The sequence below is a fragment of the Bifidobacterium actinocoloniiforme DSM 22766 genome, from assembly GCF_001263395.1.
In the GTDB taxonomy this organism is placed as follows: domain Bacteria; phylum Actinomycetota; class Actinomycetes; order Actinomycetales; family Bifidobacteriaceae; genus Bombiscardovia; species Bombiscardovia actinocoloniiformis.
Window position 1 is genome coordinate 200,111 of record NZ_CP011786.1, and the last position, 18,423, is coordinate 218,533.

An 18,423-nucleotide genomic window follows, 5' to 3' on the forward strand; every position below is an offset into this window, starting at 1 on the left:
TGACCAAGCCAGACGGACTACCGGCGGGGCTGGGGCCAGAGCGGTCCCGGCCCCGCTGGCGATTGGGGCCGCCAAGGTAGTCTAGAATGAGCAGGCGTGACGTGGCTCATCGGGCCGCCATCAGTGAACAGGGAGGTCGCACAAGCATGGGATTCGTCACCATCCGGGACGTGGCCCGCCAGGCCAAGGTCTCCACGGCCGCGGTCTCGCAGGTCCTCAACGGCAAGGGACGATTCTCGGCGGAGACGAAGAAGGCGGTGCGTCGAGCCGCTCAGGACCTGGGCTACATCCCCGACTCCCGCGCTCAAGCCATGCGTTCGGACAGCACCCAAATGGTGGGTCTGCTGGTGCCCGACCTGCGCAATCCCTACTTCGCCGACCTGGTCTCATCCATGGAGACCATGCTCTATGAGCACGGGTTCGGCGCTCTGATCGGCACGTCCGCCGAGTCGGTCAAGCGCCAGGACGATTTCATCATGCGCATCCTGGGCCAGCGCATCGATGGGGTCATCGCAGTGCCGCAGGGGGCGGACTCCTCCGGCATCGAGGCGCTGGTCAGCCGCGAGCTGCCGCTGGTCTTCGTCGACCGCCGCGTGCCGGGCATGGATACGGTGCCCTACGTGGTTTCCGACCCCTACTCGGGCCTGCGCGAGGCCCTGGAGCTCTTGCGCCGCTACGGGCATCGACGGGTCGCCTATGTGGCCCACCCCTCCCTGGGCTCCTTTTCGGTCAATGAACGCGCCCAGGCCTTCCGCTCCCTCGCGCCCACCTATTGCGGGCCTGACGACAGCGCGGTCTTTTCGTGCGACGACAGTGCGGCGTCCAGGCAGAGTACGATTGACCGGATCTTGGCCTTCAAGGCCAGCGCGGTGATTTTCGGATACTCACCCGACGCGATAGGCTCAATCAGCCTCCTGCGCGGCCTGGGCATCGAGATAGGCTCGCGCATCTCGCTGGTCTCCTTTGATGACATCGATGCCTTTCGTCTGCTCTCGCCGCAGATTTCCGTGATCTCCCAGCAGGTCCAACTGATGGGCCGCCGGGGGGTCGAGATACTGATGGACCGCATCGCGGCAGGACGGTCCACGAGCTCCCAGCGCTCCCAGTTGGTCAGCATCCCCACGGTCTTCAAGCGGCGCGATTCGGTGGGCAGGCTCTCGTGATTTGGCCTAGGCGACGAGCGGCGGGGGTCGCGGCATCCATCGCGGCCGTCCGTGCCCGGGCTGTGGGCTCGATTAGTGAGATGAACCGCCCGTCGTCAGGGTTGGCTTGGCCGAGTGCATCAGGTTCCGGGGGATGGGCCTGGCTGGCATGCCTGCGCTACGGCTGCCGCTGCCGGTTCCGCCCTAACCGGGGAAGGCGAGCTGGACGGAGGATTCGTCACCACCATCGAGCCGGTTTCAGGGCAGGTCCATGCGCTGATAAAGGACGACGGGCTCCAGGCGGGGAAAGTGGCGGTAATATGCGAAACACGACGAGATAGACAGAGGTGATAAAACGTTTTATACTGGCGGTGATGCAGAAAGATTGTGGCAGTGAGACCGTCGCTGTACCGCAGCGGCGATGGGGTGGTTCCGTCGCCCAGCTGATGTAAACGAGAATAGGTCTTCGGTCTCCACCCCTGCCGGCAGCCGCAGCAGGAGGCTCCGAGGACTGATTTCAGATGCGCTGGTTAGTCGTTTGCAAGCCTTGGTTCTTCTCACTTCCCCCTTCGGCTGTATGGTTATGAGATGAAACTGCGCAAGCAAGGACGCACGAGTGAAGGTGGTATCGAAGATAATGCAAGGCCAGGAACTGCTAGAGCATAAGGATTTCAGCGGCGGCTCTGTCGTCATCTTCGGCTCGATGAACGCCGATTACACTGTGACGACCGAACGCCTGCCAGCTGGTGGCGAGACCGTGGTCGGCGGTCCGCTGACCATACTGCCGGGTGGCAAATCCTCCAACCAGGCCGCTGCGGTGGCCCGCTTGGGCGCTCGGGCCGTGATGTTGGGCAAGCTTGGCACCGACGCCAACGGCGACTTCTTGGAATCCCAACTGGTCTCCGCCGGCGTGGACATGAGCTCGGTCGTTCGCTGGGACGGGCCTTCGGGCGCCACGGTCATCACCGTGGACAAGCATGGGGAGAACACGATCGTCCTGTCGGCAGGGGCGAACGAGCACGTCGACCCCGCATACGTGGACTCGGTCCAGAGTCAGCTCGCACAAGGCTCGGTGCTGGGCCTGTGCCTGGAGAGCCCGATGGAGGCGGTCACCCGCGCCGCTGAGATCGCCCACCAGGCCGGGTTGACCGTCGTTTTGAACGACTCGCCCTTCCAAGGCCTCCTGCCCGCTGAGCTGATCGCGAATGTGGACCTGCTGCTGGTCAATGAGCACGAGATGTGGCAGCTGATTCGCCACGAAGGCGATCAGATGCCGGTCCTGTCCGGCGAGGGCTGGTGGAAGCGGTTGGACTGGGCCGAGATCGCCTCCCGCCTGAAGGGCGTGGGCTTCGAGTCCGTAATCGTGACGCTCGGGTCGGCTGGCTCCATGGTCTTGGAGGATGGTTCGGCGGAGCATGTGGACGCGGTTTCGGTCAAGGCCGTGGACACAACCGGCTGCGGCGACTCCTTCATGGGCGCGGTCCTGGCGGGCCTGGCCACCGGCTCCAGCCTGTTGGATTCAGCCAAGATGGCCGCTTACGTGTCCGCGTACGCCGCCACCGGCCGTGGAGCGCAGGCTTCGTACGGTAACCTGGAGCAGGTGCGCGCCTATTTCGCCCAGGGTGGCCGCTGAGCGCCCGGCGCAGCGCGTCCGCTCCTTGGAGGGGTTGGGATGTTTGTTGGCCGCCGGCCGTGTTAGGATGAATCCTCACAAGGGCAGTGATCCGTCATCAGCGGGGAGCCTTCGGAAGAACGATGGCGCTAGGTGGCACGAACCGGCCGGCGTTATCCAGTAGAACCGACGGGTGGGGTCCGCAAATCCCCCTATGAGTGGTCGTGCAAGCGGGTTTCGAGCCCGGTGCGCGGCAAGCGAGGTGGTACCGCGCAGGCGGCTGGCAGCAGTCCCTCCGTCCTCGGCCAGTAAGAGCAACTTAGGGCCGAGGAGCGTGCGCGGTGAGCCAATCCACGAGTGAAGGCGGGAACAGTAGTCAGCGGGCGGCATCAGTCTACCCGAAAGCGGTCGAAGGGGGAGCCGCCGACCGCGTGGGTCCCAGCCCGTCCTTCCCTGATATGGAGGAAGGCGTCCTGGAGTACTGGGACCGTGACGACAGCTTCCGCAAATCCGTGGACGCCCGCCCCTCCGGCGACCACAGCCAGAACGAGTTCGTCTTCTTCGACGGCCCGCCCTTCGCCAACGGCCTGCCTCACTACGGCCACCTGCTCACTGGCTACGCCAAAGACGTGATTCCCCGCTACCAGACCATGAAAGGCCGCAAGGTCAAGCGCGTCTTCGGCTGGGACACCCATGGCCTGCCCGCCGAGCTGGAGGCCCAGAAGGAGCTGGGCATCGAGTCGGTGGACCAGATCGAGCAGATGGGCATCGAGAAGTTCAACGACGCTTGCCGCGCCTCGGTCCTGAAGTACACCCAGGAGTGGAAGGACTACGTGCACCGTCAGGCACGGTGGGTGGATTTTGACCACGGCTACAAGACGCTCGACATCCCTTACATGGAATCGGTCATGTGGGCCTTCAAACAGCTCTACAACAAGGGCCTGGCCTACCAGGGCTACCGCGTGCTGCCTTACTGCCCCAAGGACCGCACGCCCCTGTCCGCCCACGAGCTGCGCATGGACGCGGACGTTTACCAGGACCGGCAGGACACCACCGTGTCCGTGGCCGTCCGCCTGCGCGACGAGGACGACGCCTACGCCGTCTTCTGGACCACCACGCCTTGGACGGTTCCCACCAACTTCTCAATTGTGGTAGGCGCGGACATCGACTACGTCGAGGTGCAGCCGGTCGAGGGCAAGTTCGCTGGCAAGAAGTTCTACCTGGGCCGCGACCTGCTTGGCAACTACGACAAGGAGCTGGGGGAGGGGTATAAGGTCCTGCGGGAGCTCAAGGGCTCCGACATGGTGGGTTGGCGCTACTGGCCGGTCTTCCCCTACTTCGCCGGCGACCAGGCCGTGGCCGAGGGCGGTGTGCCCGGGGCCAACGCCTACCAGATTTTCACCGCCGACTATGTGGACACCGCTGAAGGCACCGGCCTGGTCCACCAAGCCCCCTACGGCGAAGACGATATGAACACGCTCAACGAGCACGGCATCCATTCCACCGACGTGCTGGACGCCGGCTGCAGGTTCACCGCCGCCTGCCCCGACTACGAGGGCGAGTACGTGTTCGACGCGAACAAGCCCATCCTGCGCAACCTGCGCGCCGGCGACGGTCCCCTGGCTCGCGTGCCCGAGGACCACCGGGCCCTGCTCTTCCAGGAGAAGTCCTACGTGCACTCCTACCCGCACTGCTGGCGCTGCGGCACTCCGCTGATTTACAAGCCGGTCTCCTCCTGGTTCGTCTCGGTCACTAAGATCAAGGACCAGATGCTGGACCTGAACCAGCAAATCAACTGGATTCCCAGCAACGTGAAGGATGGGCAGTTCGGTAAGTGGCTGGCCAATGCCCGGGACTGGTCCATCTCCCGCAACCGCTTCTGGGGTTCGCCCATCCCTGTGTGGGTCTCGGACGACCCGACCCACCCGCGCGTGGACGTATATGGGTCCCTGGACGAGCTCAAGCGGGACTTCGGCGATTACCCACGCGACGGCAAGGGCGAGATCAACATGCACCGGCCGTACATCGACCGTCTGACCCGGCCCAACCCGGACGACCCTAGCGGCAAGTCCACCATGCGCCGAATCACCGACGTGATGGACTGCTGGTTCGAGTCCGGATCCATGCCCTTCGCCCAGTTCCACTACCCCTTTGAGAACAAGGAGTACTTCGAGCAGCATTTCCCGGCGGACTACGTGGTGGAGTACATCGGGCAGACCCGCGGATGGTTCTACGTGCTGCATGTGATGGCGACGGCCCTGTTCGGCAAGCCCGCCTTCAAGAACGTCATCTGCCACGGCATCGTCCTGGGCGACGACGGGCAGAAGATGAGCAAGCACCTGCGCAACTACCCGGATGTCAACGGCGTGTTCAACGACTACGGTTCCGACGCCATGCGCTGGTTCCTCATGAGCTCGCCCATCCTGCGCGGCGGCAACCTGATCGTGACCGCCAAAGGCATCCGCGATACGGTCCGCCAAGTCATGCTGCCGATCTGGAGCTCGTACTACTTCTACACCCTCTATGCCAACGCGGCCAACGGGGGAGCTGGATACGACGCCCATCGGCTGCTGCCTGAGGAGGCGGACGGCCTGGCGGCCATGGACCGCTACCTGCTGGCGGCCTGCCGCCGGTTGGTCGAGGGAGTGGAGCGCTCGCTGAACGATTTCGCCATCGCCGACGCCTGCGCTGAGGCCAGCGAGTTCATCGACCTGCTGACCAACTGGTACATCCGCAACAACCGTGACCGCTTCTGGCAGGAGGACAAGCAGGCCTTCAACACCCTGTACACCGTCCTCGAGGTCTTCACTCGGGTCATCGCGCCCCTGGCCCCTATGGAGGCCGAGGAGGTTTGGCGGGGCCTGACCGGCGGCGAGTCGGTTCATCTGGCCGACTGGCCGTTCGTAGCGGATGAAGCCACTGGTGAGCCCACCGAGCTGGGCCTGGTTTTGAAGGCCGACCCAGGGCTCCTGACCGCTATGGAGAAGGTGCGCGAAATTGTTTCCTCCGTACTCTCCTTGCGTAAGTCCGAGCGGATTCGCGTCCGCCAACCCTTGGCTCGCCTGGCTGTGATTGTGGAGGCGCCGGAGGCGGTCAGCCCCTACGAGGATGTGCTCAAGTCGGAGCTCAATGTCAAAGCCATCGACTTCTCTACGCTCGCCCAAGCCGAGTCGCGCGGACTGCGGCTGGTCCAGGAGCTCAAGGTCAATGCGCGTGCTGCCGGCCCTCGCCTGGGCAAGCAGGTTCAGGAGGTCATCAAGGCGTCCAAGGCCGGTGATTGGCGGCAGAATGGCGGCCAGGTGGTCGCGGTGACCCCCGCTGGCGATGTACCCCTGGAACCGGCTGAGTACGAGCTGACCAACCGTGTGGAGGAGGGCGAAGGCGAGGGCGTCGGCTCCAAGGCTTCGGCGGCCCTGCCTACCGGTGGTTTCGTGATTCTCGATACCCAGTTGAGCGAGGAACTCGAGGCCGAGGGCTATGCGCGCGATTTGATCCGCGAGGTCCAGGATGCTCGTAAGGCCGCCGGGCTCGACATCGCCGACCGGATCAGCCTGACCCTGACCTTGCCCACGGCGGAAGCTTCCAAGGCAAGCCGGTTCGAGTCCTTGATCGCCTCCGAAACCCTGGCCACCAGCGTGGCCATCGAGTCCAGCGACTCCGTCCAGGAGCCCCAGGTCCAGGTAACCAAGGCCTGATTCCAGACGGCCCAAGAGAGTCCCGCAGGTGCTCCCAGCCGGCGGGACTCTCTTGGGCCGTCCTGAGAGGTAGTATGGGGCGCACGTAGCGCGCGATACGGCGCACACCTGAAACAGTTAAGGAAGACGGACCGCTGGGTCGTCCGGCCTGTAGGCTCAGGCGTTAAAGGCGTACTTATCCATCCGCCCGAAGGCCTCTTTGACCCGGCTCAACGGCAGGGCCAGGTTGACGCGGATGGCGCAGGGGTGCTGGAACATGCGGCCATCCTGCACGGCGACGCCGACATCCCACAGGCGCTTCTCCAAATCGTCCAAGCTGGTCCGGTGTCTCTCGCACCACTTGGTGCAGTCCAGAAAAAGCATGTAGGTGCCCTCCGGCTTGGAGGCTTCTACCCCGTCGAAATGCCGTGCTATGTAGTCGCAGGCGTAGTCCACGTTGGCGGTCAAGGTCTGGCACAGCTCGTCCACCCACTCGTAGCCTTCCGGCTGGTAGGCGCCGATCAGGGCGTGCATGGAGAGCACGTTCATGTCGTTGTAGTGGGACTTGGAGTCCTTGGCCAGCACACGGTCGCGCAGGTACTTGTTGTAGATGATGTGGTATGAGCCGACTAACCCGGCCAGATTGAAGGTCTTGGAAGGCGCGTACATGGCGGCGACGCGATTGCGGGCGTCGTCCGAGACGGACTGGGTCGGGGTGTGCTTGTGGCCGCCGATCATGATATCAGACCAAATCTCGTCGGAGACGACCACGCAGTCGTTGGCCCGGTAAACCTCCATGGCTTGTGTGATCTCCTCCGGCTCCCAGACCCGCCCGCAGGGGTTGTGGGGGTTGCAGAAGATGGCCACATGGATGTTGTTCTCCTTGAGTTTCGCGTCCATGTCAGCGTAATCCATGCGCCACACGCCCCCTGAATCCTTCTTGAGCGGGGAGTGGACGATACGCAAGCCGTTGTTCGAGCAAGCGCCGGTGAACCCGATGTAGGTGGGGGAGTGGACCAAGACCGGGTCCCCGGGGGACGCGAAGGCCGTCAGGGTGGAGATGACACCGCCCAGGACGCCGTTCTCGTAGCCGATGTGCTCCCGGCTCAAACCGGTGACTCCGTTGCGGCGGGACTGCCAGCGGATGATTGAGTCGAAATACTCGTCCGTGGGCGCGAAGTAGCCGTAAGCGGGGTGCTTGGCTCTCTCGATGATCGCCTGGGGGATGGTGGGAACAGTCGGGAAGTTCATGTCCGCCACCCACATGGGGATGACGTCGAAACCCTCTTTGGGCGGTTTGGGGGCGGATCCCTGGCCTAGGCCGTCAACCGAGATCGCGTCCTTGCCGTGCCTGTCCATGATCGATGTGAAATCATACTTCATGCTCCACCGTCCTTTCCGCCGCCCCGAGTGGAGCCCAGCCAGCGGCATTGCTCGCCTTCAGGAACCAACCTTAGCGCTGACCTCGTCCAAGGCGCGCGTCTCGTCCGCGGACAGGTCCAACTCAGCGGCGGCCAGCAGGGCCGGGAGTTGCTCGGGAATGCGGGCGGAGGCGATGGGCGCGGCGACTTGCGGGCGTGCCTTGAGCCAAGCCAGGGCTACCGTCGCCAATTCCACGCCGCGCGCGCTGGCGATTCGATCCAGCTCGGCGACCACGTCCAGGCCAGCGGGCGTGAAGTAGTCCTTGACCATGCCTTCGCGCTGCCTGCCCTTCAGGTCGTCCATAGTGCGGTATTTGCCGGTCAGGAAGCCAGCGGCCAGTGAGAAGTAGGAGAAGACCGCCAGGTTCTCATCTCGCGCCACTTCCATCAGCCCGTCCTCGTAGTCCTTGCGGTGCACCAGGTTGTACTGGGGTTCCAGGGCCACCGGCGCTGTCAGACCGTTCTCCTTGGCGATGCGGAACCACTCGCGGATGCGCTCGGGCGTGTAGTTGGACAGGCCGATGGCTCGGATCTTGCCCTCCTTGACCAGCTTGTCGAAGGCCGCGGCCGTCTCCTCCAAGGGGGTCTGCTCATCGTCGAAGTGGGCGTAGTAGAGGTCGATCACGTCCACGCCCAGGCGCAGCAGGGATTCCTCGGCCGCTGCTTGCACATTCTTGGCCGATAGCCCTTGATACTGGGGGTGCTGGCTGACCTTGCTGGCCACCATGACCTGGTCGCGCTTGCCGGAAAGGGCCAGCCAACGGCCCAGCACGATCTCGGATTCACCGCCTGAGTGGCCCGGAGCCCATGCCGAATACACATCCGCCGTGTCGATCAGGTTGCCGCCCGCGTCCGCATAAGCGTCCAGGACCCGCCTTGAATCAGCTTCGGAACTGGTCCAGCCGAAGGTGTTACCGCCAAGGACCAGTGGGAAGACCTCCCTGTCGTTGATGCGCGCCATCGCTGCCTGCCTTTCCCGCGCCCTCGCAAACCGGGTGCCGGCCTGGGGCGCTGATCATCGTTCATTGCCGTTTCGCTTTCGATTGTGCTCGCCTGGTCTGACTTCGCGCTTCCTGCGCAACCGGCGTGGCCCCGGCCTGGCGGCGCGAATAGGTGGGGCATGGGTCGTGGCGGGGTTTTGCGGATAAGCGGAAGGCGGAACCTTCCGGTCTCAGGCCTGTCCTGCGCTCGGAAGGCGGTCGTGGACTGTGCGTTCCTTGCGCTGCTGCCGAGCATTGTGCTTCCGGGGGTCATGCTGTTCGTGGTGCCCGACTAGCGGGCGTTTGATGGGATGCTCTGGTGAGTCCCGTTGGATGGTCGCCAAAGTCAGTCCGGTCGTTAACCGGCTTAAGGCCGAAACGGTCACCGGGGCCCAGGGGAACCACGACGGGCCTTTGATTCGGGCTAAGTCGGCTGTGGACCCGGTTGAGGCCGCTCGGCATGAGGAGAAAACTAACATCCGGTGGTCACGGCAGCCTCCCCAGGTTGGAATCAAGGCGCGGGCCACCTCGCCGCCGAGAAGCCAGCCTGCAGGGCGGGGCCATGCCAAGCCGGACCCGTGCGTCCGCGGAGGGGCCTCTCCCACGAGCCCCGCCTCTGGTCGGGGCCCTGCGCCCCTATCGTGCGTTTTCCTTTGCCTGGGGCCTATGGGAGAATGATCGCACCGGGTCGGCCGCTGACCGACCGGACGCGCCGGAAGCGCCGGAAGGGTGAGTTCATGCTGCTGATTAAGGATATCTCTAAGGAATACTGTACCGGGGGACTGACCCAAAAAGCCCTGGACGGGGTGAGCCTGAACCTGCGGGACAGCGAGTTCGTGGCGGTCTTGGGGCCGTCCGGGTCGGGCAAGACCACCCTGCTTAACGTCATCGGCGGCCTGGACCGCTGCGATTCGGGCGATTTGGTGATTAATGGAGTCTCCACCAAGCGTTACAAGGACCGGGATTGGGACTCCTACCGCAACCATACGGTCGGTTTCGTCTTCCAGTCCTATAATCTGATCCCTCACCAGTCCATCATCTCGAACGTCGAGTTGGCGCTGACCATCTCAGGCGTGCCTCGCGCCGAACGCCGGGGACGGGCCAGGCAGGCCCTGGAACAGGTGGGGTTGGGCGATCACCTGGACAAGCGGCCCAACCAGTTGTCCGGCGGGCAGATGCAGCGGGTGGCGATCGCCCGCGCCTTGGTTAACGACCCTTCGATAGTGCTCGCCGACGAGCCGACCGGCGCCCTGGATTCGCAGACTTCGGTGCAGATAATGGATTTACTCAAGCAAGTGGCCAAGGATCGGTTAGTGGTCATGGTGACCCACAACCCGGAACTGGCCCGCGAGTACGCCACCCGCATCGTCGAGCTGCACGACGGCTCCATCGTGTCCGATTCCGACCCCCTGCAGATCGAAGGCTCGGGGCTCAAGCGGGCCCGCCACCGCAAGATGGGCAAGGCCTCCATGTCTCTGGGCACTTCCCTGGCCCTGTCCTTCAATAACTTGCGCTCCAAGAAGGCGCGGACCTTCCTGACCTCCTTCGCTGGGTCGATTGGCATCATTGGCATAGCGCTGATTCTCGCCGTGTCCACTGGGGTCCATGCATATATCGATAAAGTCCAGGAAGACACGATGACCGCCTACCCGATCTCCATCCAGGAGCAGTCTTTCGACTTGAACAAGATCGTCGGCTCCTCCCAGGAGGGCGCCCAATCCAAACAGGCCGGCAAGGGCGCAGGCGACGCCATCTACCCGGACGATTCGGCCATCACCTCCGCATCCGCCCTGACCTCCTCGATCTCGACCAACAACCTGTCCGCCTTCAAGCAATACCTGGACAACCCCAAGAGCGAGATTCGCTCCCACATAGGCCGGGTTGGCATGCAGTACTCCTACGATGCAAAATTCTCGGTCTATGACCACGACCCCAAGGGCACGCTGGTCTCCGCCTCCGGGGTCACAATCGGCGGTCAGGGCGGTGGCATGGCATCACAGATGGCCTCCATGAACCCTAATTCAAGCGATCCCTCACAGGTGCAGTCCATGCAGATGGCGGCTTTGACCGGTAAGGCCCAGGCCAAGTCATCCCCGTCCTCCTTCACCGAGATCATGCCCGGACAAGACGAGGCGCGCGCCCCGATCGGCCGCGTGATTCAAGACAACTACCAGGTGCTCAAAGGCTCCTGGCCCAAAGACAAGGACCAGGTGGTGCTGGTCCTGGACTCGAACGACCGCATCCCTTTGGCCACCCTGTACGAGCTGGGGCTGAAGCCGGCGGGCGACTACAACGACATGATGGCCAAGCTCAATAACGGGCAGAAGGTCAAGACCGACACGGCTAAGCTCGATTACGATCAAGCCATGAAGCAGAGCCTGGACCTGGTGCCCGCCTCCGACCAGTACGTGCAGGACGCGGACGGCCACTACCGGTACGTGGGCGACGATGCCGGCGAGGTGGCCAAACTGGCCGAGAAAGCCCTGAAACTCAAGATTGTGGGCATCGTCAAGCCGGTCCACAAGGCATCGGCCACGCCGCTGCCAGCCGGGGTGGGCTACCCGCGTGCCTTGACCGATTACCTGATTGATTACGCGGCCAAGAGCCCGGTCGTCTCCGCCCAACAGGCCGACCGGGAGCACAATGCGCTGAACGGTCTGGCTTTCAGCGCCCCTGACGATGGGGCCAAGGCTCAGCAAGCGAAGGATTACGTGGCTTCCCTGGATCAAGTCTCCAAGGCGGCGATGGGGACGGCTGTGATGAGCTCGGGGCAGTCCGGGCAGGCTGGCCAGGTGCAAGGCCAGGTGGCAGGGCAGTCAGGTGCTCAGGGGCAGACCCGGGCCCAGGGCAGGGACGGGCAGGCCGTGGCCGGTACGCCAGCAGCCCAGCAGGCAGCTCGGCAAGCCGCCGCCGCAGCCTCCTTCGACCGCTACATGGCCACGGCCGGCACCGATAAGCTGGTCTCCATCTACGAGCAGTACGTGCGCCCCCAAGTGGGCTCCTACAAGGACAACATGACATCCTTCGGCCTCATCAGCCGCTCCGCACCGTCCTCAATCAAGATCTACGCCGACTCCTTCGAGGCCAAGCAGGCCATCACCGACGCGATCAACAGCTACAACGACCGAGCCAAAAAGGCGGACAAAATCACTTATACCGACTATGTGGGGCTGATGATGAGCTCGGTGACGACCATTATCAACGTGATCTCCGGCGTTCTCATCGCCTTCGTCTCGGTCTCGCTGATCGTCTCCTCGATCATGATCGGCATCATCACCTACATCTCGGTGTTGGAGCGGACCAAGGAGATTGGGATCCTACGGGCTATGGGGGCGTCCAAGCGCAACGTCTCCCAGGTGTTCGACGCGGAGACCGGCATCATCGGCCTGCTCTCCGGCATATTGGGCGTGGGGGTGACCCTCTTGCTGCTCATACCCGGCAACGCGCTGATTCACCGCTTGATGGGCACCAGCGAGGTCAATGCCTTCCTGCCGGTCCGGGCGGGCGTGATCCTAGTGGTCTTGAGCGTGCTGTTGACCCTGCTGGGCGGACTCATACCAGCCAGGAAAGCCGCCAAGCAAGACCCAGCCACGGCCCTGCGCACCGAGTAGGGGCGTCCGGCGGCGCGGCAGGCTCAGCTTTCGAGGAAGCCTGGAATCGCGGCGCCGTCGGCGTAACCCTTGCGGTACATGCGCTCCATGCCCTCCTGGTTGCGGTTGAGCGTGTTCAATCCGCACAACTCGTCGGGCGCGACGATCAGGGCCTTGCCCTGGCCCTCGAGTTCGTGGGCAAAGTCCAGCTGTTCGTTGTAGGTACGGTAGCGGTTCCTCAGGCTTTCGGCCGCATTCGGGTAGGTGCGCTCCAGGAACCGGGCGGGTAGGGAGTCGGGCTTGGGGGAGCGGTGGAAGTCCCTCTGGCGGGTGAGCACCACGACCACCTTGTCGGCCCCGTCGTCCAGCGCACGTTGCACTGGGATGGGGTCGGCCATGCCGCCGTCGTAGTAAGGCTCACCGTTGACCATGTAAGGCTGGTTGGCCACCGGCACCGAGGACGAGGCCTTCATGATCGAGTAGTCGTCTTGGTGGATGTCCCTCTTGTCGAAGTAACGGGGCTTTCCAGTCAGGGCATCCATGGCCACGACCGTGAATTCGGTTGGGTTCGCCGCCAGGGCCGGGTAGTCCAGGGGGTATTCGCCATCGGAGTTGGACAGTGTGCTGTACACGTAATCCAGGTTCGCGAAGTTGCGGCTTTTGACGAAGTTGGAGGGGGAGGCGTATTCCTTCCGCGCCGAGTAGACGGAGTAGAAGCGGTAGGTGCGGCCCGGCTGGCCTGCCAAGTAGGAGGAAAGGTTGGCTGAACCGGCCGATACCCCATAGCAGTGGTCGAACGTCAAGCCCAGGTCCATGATCCGATCCAAGACCCCTGCCGCGTACACACCCCTGAAACCGCCGCCCACGTCGATGATCGCCGTGCGATGAGCACCCATGCCGGCCCCTTTCCTCGTTCCTTGTGTCTTAGCTTATCCTGCGGTTCCGGTCCTGGCTGGAGGCCCGCGCCGTTCTCCTCGTTACGCGGCTTTCCCTTCCGGTCGGGCTGACCATGCAACAACGCCCCAAGCATATGCGCCCGCTTGGGACAAACCCCGACTCAAGACAGGCGCTTGAAGAGTTGGCGCGACAGGGACTCCAGCCGAGGCGATGGGTCGGAGTTGCCGATTGCCACTCGGCCGCGACTCGTGGCCTGGTTGAGCGCGCCGCGCTCTTCCAGCAAATCACGCAGGTGGCGGGCCGTGCCTTCATTACCGTCGACGATGGCCACCGAGGACGGGCAGTAGCGCTCGAAGTTGCGCCGGTAAAAGACGAAGTGGGTGCAGCCCAGCACAATCGAATCCACCTGGGTCAAATCATAGCCACCGAAGTAACGGTCCAGGGCCTGGCGGATGGCGTCCGGGTCGTCCAAGCGGCCGGACTCCACGATTGTCACCAGGTCGGGGCAGGGCTGGGTCATGATGGTGTGGTCGGCTTGGAAGCGGGCCATGAGACGGGCGAATTTGTCTTCCTTCAACGTCAGCGGGGTGGCTGCGACGATGATTCGCTGGGGACGGCCGCCGCCTCGGTCGCAGGCTAGTTTCAAGGCCGGCTCCATGCCGACGACCGGTACCTTGTAGCGCTTGCGCAGGTCGTCGACGCACACGGAAGTGGCCGTGTTGCAGGCGATGACGATGGCCTTGGCTCCCTGATCCAGCAAGTGGTCCCCGATGGTGAAGCAGCGCTCGCGCACCGCTTCGGGGCTCTTGATGCCGTAGGGGGCGTGGGCCGAATCTCCGTAGAAGAGGATGTCCTCGCTGGGCAGGAGCGCGTGAACGGCGGCCGCGACGGTCAGGCCCCCCAAGCCCGAGTCGAAGATGCCGATAGGCGCCTCGCGATCCATGCCAATCCTCCCTGCCGTGGTGAGCTCATGCCTGCCCAAGAGCCTACTCCTGCGTCCGGTCGGATGACAGGGCCGGATGATCCTGTGCGCTCAGAGGAAAACGGCTGCAGGCGGGTCGTCAAGGTGGGGGAGCTTCTGGGTTGGGGCCTGCGCCGACTGGGTAGGGATGGGCCTGGATTCGCTGCGGTGCGGCTTCGGCGCAGCTGGGTTCGGACTGCGCGCGATCGGATTGCCTAGAGGAGGGCGGAGCCGCTCTTCCAGGCAATCAGCGCGACCAAAGCAGCGACCCAAACCGCGTCGACCATCAGATCGAAGCCCAGCCGGTAGTACTTGCGCAGGGAGCGGGCCAGGCCAGGCCAGGGCCCATCGGTCCTGGGCAGGGCTTGGACGGTGACCGTGCTGTGACTGAAGGCCATGAACTGCATGGTGCTGGCGGCCATCAGGGACAGGCACCAGGGGCACAGGGCCTTGATGACGAACATTGACTGGCTCAGAAGCCAGTAGGCGTAGGCGAGCGCGGTCAGGGAGCCCAACCAGGTGCAGCGGGTCAGCCAGGCCGGTTGCCGGCACCCGGCCAGGCCGACCACCGCCAAAGTGGTGAATACCGACTCGGCGGCGATGCCGAGAAAGGCGTTCGGAAGACTCAGGGAGCCGAACCGTACCAGCTCCGATTGCCAGGAGAGGGCCACCGTGGAGCATGAGACGGTGGCGTTGACATCGCAGTCCAGTTTGATGCCCGGATGCCTGGCCAGTTGCAGGGTCTCGGCCGCCAGGGCGAAGGAGGCGAACAAGGCGGCCGCCGAGGCCAGCAGGGCGATCAGGTAGGTCCAGATCCTGCCCTGCCGCCAACCAGCGGGCTCCAAGGCCCGGTCTTGTGCGTTCATGACCCGCTCCTCACCGCCCGTTCGAGCCGTCCCCGGTTGCGGGCGGCGGTCAGGGGAAAAGATGAAAGTGAATGGAAAGCAGCATACGATGAAGCTATGACCAACGAAGCTATGAGGCATGCGCTGAGCGAATACGGTTTGACCCATGTGGGCTCAGGTCCCGAATCCGGACCGGGATCCGCGGGGAAGAGGGAGGCGGGCGAAGGCGCCGGCTGGGACTTGCACTGTCACACGGTCTTCTCCGACGGAACCGAGCCCCCCGAGCAGCTGGTGTTCCAAGCTCGGACCTTAGGCCTGGAGGGCGTGGCCATCACTGACCACGACACGACCCAAGGCTGGTCGGCTTCGGCCGCTGCGGCCCGCTCCCAAGGTTTTCCTGTTCTGCCTGGCACCGAGATTACCGCTGATGATGATGGCGTTTCGGTCCACCTGCTCGCTTACGGCTACGATCCTGATGACGAGTCGCTTTCTAGGCTCTTCCGGATGACCCGCCAGGCGCGTTTGGAACGGGCGCGCAAGATGGTCGAGGCTATGAGCAGGGACTTTCCCATCACCTGGGACAGCGTGTTGGTCCAGGTCAAGGAGGGCGGGCGCACGACGGTGGGCCGACCCCACATAGCCGACGCGCTCGTGGCCGCCGGGGTCTACCGCACCCGGTCCGAGGCCTTCCAAGGAGCATGCTCCTCGCGCAGCCCCTACTATCGGCCCACGCCTTCGCCCAGTGCCCCCCAGGCGGTCGAAGCGGTCAAAGCGGCGGGGGGAGTGGCGGTCGTCGCGCACCCAGGCGCGACCAAGCGCAACGCCGTCCTGCTCTCCGACCAGCAAATCGAGCGGCTGGCGGCCTTGGGACTCGACGGTCTGGAAGTTTGGCATCGGGACAATTCGATGGCTCAGCGCGACCGATTGCTAGGGCTGGCCCGTCGTCTGGGGCTGCTGGTCACCGGAGGCTCTGACTGGCACGGGGCTGGCAAACCCAACCGGTTGGGTGAGCACACGACGGATCGGAGCACCGTGGAAACGATCATCGCCCGCTCCGCGCTCGGTTGAATGCGCAAGTGCGGGGCGGGCGATGGCGGTAGGGTCCGCGCGCTGACGAGGCCTCCACGGCAGAGCGCGGTTTAGAGGGCGCCGAAGCCGACCGGGCGGGCTGTGTCGGAGCCGATGATTGCGTAGCCTAGGGCTCCGGCGGGTACGATGACGTGTCGGCCCTTATCGTCCACCAGGTCGATTGACTCATTGGTTTTGAGCGCCTCTTGGATGCTGTCGGCGACTTCGTCCGCCTGCGCGTCGGTGGAGAAGGTTACGGGCCGGGCCACGTTCCTGATGCCGAATTCGATGTCCATCTTGCCTCTTCCTCTTGAGTTAGGCCCGTAATCACTTGATTGACGGGCCTTTGGTTTCCATTATTCGCCTCGGGCGCCGGTTACGCCTTAAGCGTCCGACCGTTCGCTGGAGCGTTCGCCCTCGGCTGGCTTTGCATCCGAAGCTGCCGCTGGGCGCCGTTCCTGGCTGTCGTCGCCCGACCTGTCGGGATGCTCGCCGTCGGTCGCGTCATCGGAGCCGGTGCCAGCCAGGCCCACTGAACGGGTGGTGGACTGCCCGGCTGGGTTGCTTTGCTCGATGACGATGGTCGGCGCTTCCTGCTCCTCGCCGGAGCGGTCGTTCTTATGCGCGTGCTCGGAAGCGGCGGCGTTCCAACCATCGCCGCCGTTGGAATCGTTGCCTCCCGCGGCGCTGGCGCTGTCGATAGCGCCGTCTTTGCCGCTCATGTTGTCGCTCTTGTGGGTGATTTCTGTCTCCTGGCTGTGGCGTTTCCGCTCTTCCAGCCGGTGGGCGCGCTCGGCCTGGGCATGAGCCAACTCCCGCATTCGTGACAGGTCGATCGCTTCGGTGCGCGTGTTGGTCGGGCCGTCCTCACGGGCCTCGTCGTCGGACCGGGGCTGGATGCTGTGGCGGCCGTGGGAGGAGTCCTCGCTCGGTTCTTGAGGCAGTGTGGTGGGCCTGCGGTGGCTGCTGGTCATGTCCGGCAGGGTAGGGGGACGCACCGCGGCGTGGCGGCCTGTGGGAGCGTTCACAAGGGCGCCATCCTGGCCTTCCGCCGGACGGCGGTAGACGGGACGGACGACGGTGGCGTCGTCCTCCACGGATGGCGTGGTCTTGACCGGGGCGGGGCCGCTGTCCGTCGCAGGGTCGGCCGGATTGGCCTGGTCAGCGTCCAGAAGGGCGCCAATGGTCACCGTGGAGGGTGCATCGTCCATGTCCTCGCCATGGCCGCCACCGCGCTCGGGGAGTTGCCCGGCAGTCGCGGGACTGTACGTCTTGGGCAGGCTGTCGGCCAATTGCTGGGCCAAACGCTCCACCTGGGCCTTGAAGCGGATGATTCGGTCGTTGTCCGCTTGCTCCAGAGCCAGGATGAAGTCGCCCACTTGCTCCATCTGCAGCCAGAGGTTGGCGCGCAGCATGATCAAGTCGTCAAGGCGCGATCCCATCATCCGCCCGTAAGCGGAGATGACCGCGTCGCGGCCCGCCTGGTCCAGCTTGGCGAAGGTCCAGGCCAAGTCGCGAGCAGGGTCGTTGACCTGCATGTTCTGCCAGTTGTGGACGGCGCTGAGGCCCGAGTTGGAGAAGAGCAAGTCCCCGTCGGCGAACCCGCCGTGGACCATGCAGGTGTCGAAGGACCACAAGCCTTCGGTGCGGACGATACGCGACCAGGAATCGGTGATTTCGCGCGGCACATGGCCTGCCTTACGCAGGCTGGCGATCCAAGACTTGAGCTGGTCGGCGATTTGGTCGGTGCTGTAGGCGGGGTAGAAGCGCTCGCGCAGGGCGCGCGGGTCGATCCGATGAATGGCGCCGATAGCGGTGCCCACCGCCGAGCACTCCTCGTTGGTCAGCAACTTCAAGCTCTGGGTGTGACCGGGTGCGTGGGTCATGATTGCCACTGCCACATCGCCGGTTGGCCCCTTGGGGTTGGCCCCGTTCTCGTAGCGGACCACCTGCTCCACACCGAAGCCCAGGGCGCGTACCCCCCGCACGTCCTCCAGGGCCTCCGCCGCTTTCACCCGCTTGTTCAGCCTGATCTTGCCCTGCTCGCTGCTTGTGGCCCAGATGTCGTACAGGCGGCCGGAGGCGTTCTGCACAATGGCGCAGTCAATCCCCTCCGCCTCGTCTTGTGGGCTGGCTTGGTCGGACGCCCGAGCGCCTGTGAAATAGGCTTCGGGCATGACCGCAGAGGCCAGGGCTACGAGGGTTAACTTCGTTCGTTCCGTCACGCTTCCAG

General features: G+C 64.3%; 12 protein-coding genes. 5 read left to right on the forward strand and 7 right to left on the reverse strand.

All coding sequences use genetic code 11. The features are described from left to right. Nucleotides 1–86: 86 nt before the first annotated feature. From AB656_RS00685 to ileS, 3 genes are all read left to right on the forward strand, one after another. Complete coding sequence (locus tag AB656_RS00685; protein WP_236681882.1) at nucleotides 87–1,163, forward strand: LacI family DNA-binding transcriptional regulator; 1,077 nt, start codon at nucleotides 87–89, stop codon at nucleotides 1,161–1,163. Between the two features lie 616 nt (nucleotides 1,164–1,779). Next, the gene (locus AB656_RS00690; RefSeq protein ID WP_033503921.1) at nucleotides 1,780–2,775 is read left to right on the forward strand and encodes a ribokinase; all 996 of its coding nucleotides are present in this window, start codon (nucleotides 1,780–1,782) and stop codon (nucleotides 2,773–2,775) included. A 320-nt stretch (nucleotides 2,776–3,095) separates the two neighbouring features. After that, nucleotides 3,096–6,449 (forward strand): isoleucine--tRNA ligase, encoded by a 3,354-nt coding sequence (ileS, locus tag AB656_RS00695; RefSeq protein WP_033503877.1) that lies wholly within the window; start codon nucleotides 3,096–3,098, stop codon nucleotides 6,447–6,449. A gap of 156 nt (nucleotides 6,450–6,605) precedes the next feature. On the opposite strand, the gene AB656_RS00700 is transcribed toward ileS, so the two are convergent. Continuing rightward, nucleotides 6,606–7,811 (reverse strand): MalY/PatB family protein, encoded by a 1,206-nt coding sequence (locus tag AB656_RS00700; protein ID WP_033503876.1) that lies wholly within the window; start codon nucleotides 7,809–7,811, stop codon nucleotides 6,606–6,608. 57 nt (nucleotides 7,812–7,868) lie between these two features. Continuing rightward, on the reverse strand, nucleotides 7,869–8,810 hold the full coding sequence (locus AB656_RS00705; RefSeq protein WP_033503875.1) for an aldo/keto reductase: 942 nt from the start codon (nucleotides 8,808–8,810) through the stop codon (nucleotides 7,869–7,871). A gap of 756 nt (nucleotides 8,811–9,566) precedes the next feature. Between AB656_RS00705 and AB656_RS00710 the strand changes: the two genes are divergently transcribed. Beyond that, nucleotides 9,567–12,440 carry an ABC transporter ATP-binding protein/permease gene (locus AB656_RS00710; RefSeq protein WP_033503874.1) on the forward strand — a complete coding sequence of 958 codons (2,874 nt, stop codon included), beginning with the start codon at nucleotides 9,567–9,569 and terminating at the stop codon, nucleotides 12,438–12,440. A 23-nt stretch (nucleotides 12,441–12,463) separates the two neighbouring features. Here the strand turns inward: AB656_RS00710 and AB656_RS00715 are convergent, their stop codons facing one another. The 3 genes from AB656_RS00715 to AB656_RS00725 form a co-directional block, all read right to left on the reverse strand. After that, nucleotides 12,464–13,315, reverse strand: a complete 852-nt coding sequence (locus AB656_RS00715; RefSeq protein ID WP_081924808.1) for a patatin-like phospholipase family protein — start codon at nucleotides 13,313–13,315, stop codon at nucleotides 12,464–12,466. A 161-nt stretch (nucleotides 13,316–13,476) separates the two neighbouring features. Next, complete coding sequence (gene murI, locus AB656_RS00720; RefSeq protein ID WP_033503873.1) at nucleotides 13,477–14,259, reverse strand: glutamate racemase; 783 nt, start codon at nucleotides 14,257–14,259, stop codon at nucleotides 13,477–13,479. Between the two features lie 233 nt (nucleotides 14,260–14,492). Beyond that, the gene (locus AB656_RS00725) at nucleotides 14,493–15,143 is read right to left on the reverse strand and encodes a vitamin K epoxide reductase family protein (protein WP_033503872.1); all 651 of its coding nucleotides are present in this window, start codon (nucleotides 15,141–15,143) and stop codon (nucleotides 14,493–14,495) included. A 96-nt stretch (nucleotides 15,144–15,239) separates the two neighbouring features. Here AB656_RS00725 and AB656_RS00730 point away from each other — a divergent pair, with 96 nt between their 5' ends. Next, nucleotides 15,240–16,190, forward strand: coding sequence for a PHP domain-containing protein (locus AB656_RS00730; protein WP_236681883.1), 951 nt, complete (start codon nucleotides 15,240–15,242; stop codon nucleotides 16,188–16,190). A 71-nt stretch (nucleotides 16,191–16,261) separates the two neighbouring features. Here AB656_RS00730 and AB656_RS00735 read toward each other — a convergent pair whose 3' ends face one another. Then, the gene (locus AB656_RS00735) at nucleotides 16,262–16,486 is read right to left on the reverse strand and encodes a DUF3107 domain-containing protein (RefSeq protein ID WP_033503871.1); all 225 of its coding nucleotides are present in this window, start codon (nucleotides 16,484–16,486) and stop codon (nucleotides 16,262–16,264) included. An 87-nt stretch (nucleotides 16,487–16,573) separates the two neighbouring features. Next, a complete protein-coding gene (locus tag AB656_RS08000) occupies nucleotides 16,574–18,367 on the reverse strand; it encodes a phosphotransferase (RefSeq protein ID WP_051905208.1) in 1,794 nt (597 codons plus the stop codon). Between the last annotated feature and the right edge of the window lie 56 nt (nucleotides 18,368–18,423).